Consider the following 3,204-nt stretch of genomic DNA (forward strand, 5'->3'; position numbering starts at 1 on the left):
ACCCCTGGCGCCAGCGTGCGGCGAAACTGGACCACGGCGGGAGCCGGCGCGCCGGGGTGCGGCTCCGGGCCGGCCGCCGCCGATGGCGATGCCGACGTTGTGGTTTGGGGCGATTCCCACGCAGGTGCGTTGTTCCGCAGCTTGAACGAGGGGCTGACCCGGCGCGGGGAAAAAGTGCGTCTCCTGTCCCTGCCGGCCTGTCCGCCCATTCTGGGCGTGAATGCCATCCACCCACAATATCCGGCGCGGATCTGCACCGAGTTCAACACCGCCGCTATTGACGAGATCCGGCGCCTGAAGCCCAAGGTGGTGATTCTCGTGGGCCGCTGGTCCATGTGGACGGCGCGATCCGGCAACCATTTCTGGCTAACCACGAGCGCGCTGCCCGGTGGCGACGAACGCAGCGCGGCGACGACCAGCAAGGCCTTCGCCTACGGCATTGCGCACACGGTGCAGGAGATCAACGCCGCAGGTGCGGCCGTCTTGGTGGTCGGACAGCCGCCGGAGTTCCCCGAGGCGCCCGTGCAGTGCGTGATCCGCACGGAGAAGGCGGCTCAAAAGGGAGAATCCTGTGAGACCATCCCCGCCGCCGCCGGCATGAGGTTTGTGACCGCGTCGAACGACGCACTGACGCGGATCGCCGCCAAAGAGAAGAATATGTCGCTGTTCCTGCTCAGTCCGCTGTTCTGCGACCCGAATGTCTGCCGCGGCGGCGCTGGGAACGACTTCTACTTCATGGACGAACACCATCTCTCGCCCGCCGGCTCTGAGCGCGTGGCGGCGACGCCGGGCTTCTGGGAGGCGTTCGAGCAGGCGCTCGCACGGGGCGCGGCGCTGAGGAAGCAAAGTCCGGCCACCAATTGACCGGCGGCCGGCAGGACCGTCTCAATCCTGGTCCAGAAGCCCCGCGAGCTTCAGGGCGACGCCCTGCGAGCCCTCCACCTTCAGCCGGCCGGTGGAGAAGGCCATCATCGGCCCGATGCGGCCGGTGATAAGCTTGTCCAGCGTGTCGGTGGACAGCTTGAGCACCGCATCCGCCTCGCCCTCGCCCTCGCTCACCTCGACGCTTCCGCCGGTGGCATCCAGCAGGATCGCCTCGCCGGTGTCGGAAAGGTCGAAGCGCACCCGATAGCCGAGTTCCGAGAGGGCATCGGCGCGCTCGCGCATGGCTTCGACGAGGGAGGCAAGATCGGCCATCGGTGATCCTTGTGAGAAGCCCCTTGGGGCCGAAACGGTTTTAAAACCCTCTCCCGCACGCGGAGAGGGGGCGCAAAATGAAGGCGCTGCCGCCGGTGGTCGGAAGCGCAGCCCTCAGAACATCGCCTCGTCCAGCGCCATCATGGCGCCCTTGCCGGCCTTGATGGAGCCCCAGAGGGCGGCCACGTCCGGCAGCAGCTTCTCGATGAAGAAGCGGGCGGTGACGATCTTGGCATCGTAGAAGGCGGCATCGTCCGGGTTGGAGACGCGCTTCTCATAGGCCACATCCGCCATGCGCACCCACATGTAGCCCAGCGCCACCAGCCCGAACAGCCGCAGATACTGCGTGGCGGCCGCGCCCGCCTCCTCCGGGTCCTTCAGGCCCTTCTCGGCGATGTGGGCGGTGGCCAGCTGGAGCGCGCCGAACGCCTTCGACAGCGGGCCGATCATCGGGCCGAGATTCTCGTCGTCCAGCTTCGCATCCATGTAGTTCAGCACCGGATGGAAGAAGGAGCGTAGATAGCGGCCCATGTGCGCCGGCAGCTTGCGGCCCACGAGGTCCAGCGCCTGCACGCCGTTGGTGCCCTCGTAGATCATGGCGATGCGGGCATCGCGCACATACTGCTCCATGCCGTGGTCGCGGATGTAGCCGTGGCCGCCATAGACCTGCATGCCCATGGAGGTAGCCTCGAAGCCGAGATCGGTGAACAGCGCCTTCACGATGGGCGTCATCAGCGCCGTGAAGTCCTCGGCGCGCTTGCGTTCTTCCGGGTCTTCCGCCCGCTCCATCAGATCGAGCGCGCGGGCGACCCAGCCGGCGAGCGCCCGGCAGCCCTCGTTGTAGGCGCGCATGGTCATCAGCGTGCGGCGCACGTCGGGGTGGACGATGATGGGGTCGGCCGGCTTGTCGGGATGCTTGGCGCCGGAAAGCGCCCGCCCCTGCAGGCGCTCCTTGGCGTAGGCCACGGCCGACTGGTAGGCGGCTTCCCCGAGGCCGAGGCCCTGCGTGCCGACGGAGAGGCGCTCCGAATTCATCATGGCGAACATGGCGCGCATGCCCTTGTGGGGCTCGCCCACCAGCCAGCCGGTGGCCTCGTCGAACGACATCTGGCAGGTGGACGAGCCGTGGATGCCCATCTTGTGCTCGATGCCGGTGCACAGCACGCCGTTGCGCGGGCCGACCGAGCCGTCCGCCTTCGGCAGGAATTTCGGCACCAGGAACAAGGAGATGCCCTTGATGCCCTTGGGCGCGTCCGGCAGGCGGGCGAGCACGAGGTGGACGATGTTCTCGGTCAGGTCCTGCTCGCCGGCGGAGATGAAGATCTTGTTGCCGGTGACCTTGTAGGAGCCGTCCGCCTGAGGCTCCGCCTTGGTGCGCACCAGGCCGAGGTCGGTGCCGCACTGGGGCTCGGTGAGGCACATGGAGCCGGACCACACGCCATCCACCATCTTCGGCAGGAAGCGGTCCTTCAGCTCCTCGGAGGCATAGGCCTTGAGCGCCTGATAGGCGCCGTGGGTCAGGCCGGGGCAGATGCCGAAGGCGAGGTTGCCCGAGCAGAGCATCTCCTCCACCAGCTTGTTCACGCTCGCCGGCAGGCCCTGGCCGCCATATTTGGGATCGCAGGCGATGCCATTCCAGCCGCCCTCGCGGAAGGCCGTGTAGGCCTCCTTGAAGCCCTTGGGCGTGCGCACCACGCCATTCTCGTAGGTGCAGCCTTCGAGGTCGCCGGACTGGTTAAGCGGCGCGAGCACCTCGGTGACGAACTTGCCCGCCTCCTCCAGAACCGCATCGATGAGGTCGGGCGACAGCTCCTCCAGCCCCTTGAGGGTGGAGAGCTCTTCGCTGCCGTGCAGTTCGTGGAGCACGAAGCGCATGTCGCGCAGCGGGGGGGTATAGACCTGCATGGCGTTGGCTCCCGTGTTTGGCGTCTCCCCTCTCCCCTTGCGGGAGAGGGGGGCGGGGGTGAGGGGGGCTCCGGGGTCGGACACAAGGCCGAAAGAACCGCG

The 3,204-nt window shown here is 67.5% G+C and carries 3 protein-coding genes; 1 reads left to right on the top strand and 2 read right to left on the bottom strand.

Features of this window, described 5'->3' with window-relative positions; all coding sequences use genetic code 11:
• Positions 1 to 864, top strand: an 864-nt coding sequence (locus tag AC2W7M_RS22640) for an SGNH hydrolase domain-containing protein (RefSeq protein ID WP_486135102.1), incomplete at its 5' end; no start/stop codon positions are given.
• A gap of 21 nt (positions 865 to 885) precedes the next feature.
• Here the strand turns inward: AC2W7M_RS22640 and AC2W7M_RS22645 are convergent.
• Both AC2W7M_RS22645 and AC2W7M_RS22650 read right to left on the bottom strand, forming a co-directional pair.
• Positions 886 to 1,197 (bottom strand): SCP2 sterol-binding domain-containing protein, encoded by a 312-nt coding sequence (locus tag AC2W7M_RS22645; protein WP_486135104.1) that lies wholly within the window; start codon positions 1,195 to 1,197, stop codon positions 886 to 888.
• 114 nt (positions 1,198 to 1,311) lie between these two features.
• Positions 1,312 to 3,102, bottom strand: coding sequence for an acyl-CoA dehydrogenase C-terminal domain-containing protein (locus tag AC2W7M_RS22650; protein ID WP_486135105.1), 1,791 nt, complete (start codon positions 3,100 to 3,102; stop codon positions 1,312 to 1,314).
• Between the last annotated feature and the right edge of the window lie 102 nt (positions 3,103 to 3,204).

This window comes from Xanthobacter sp. BG11Y11_SDJG (assembly GCF_057364445.1).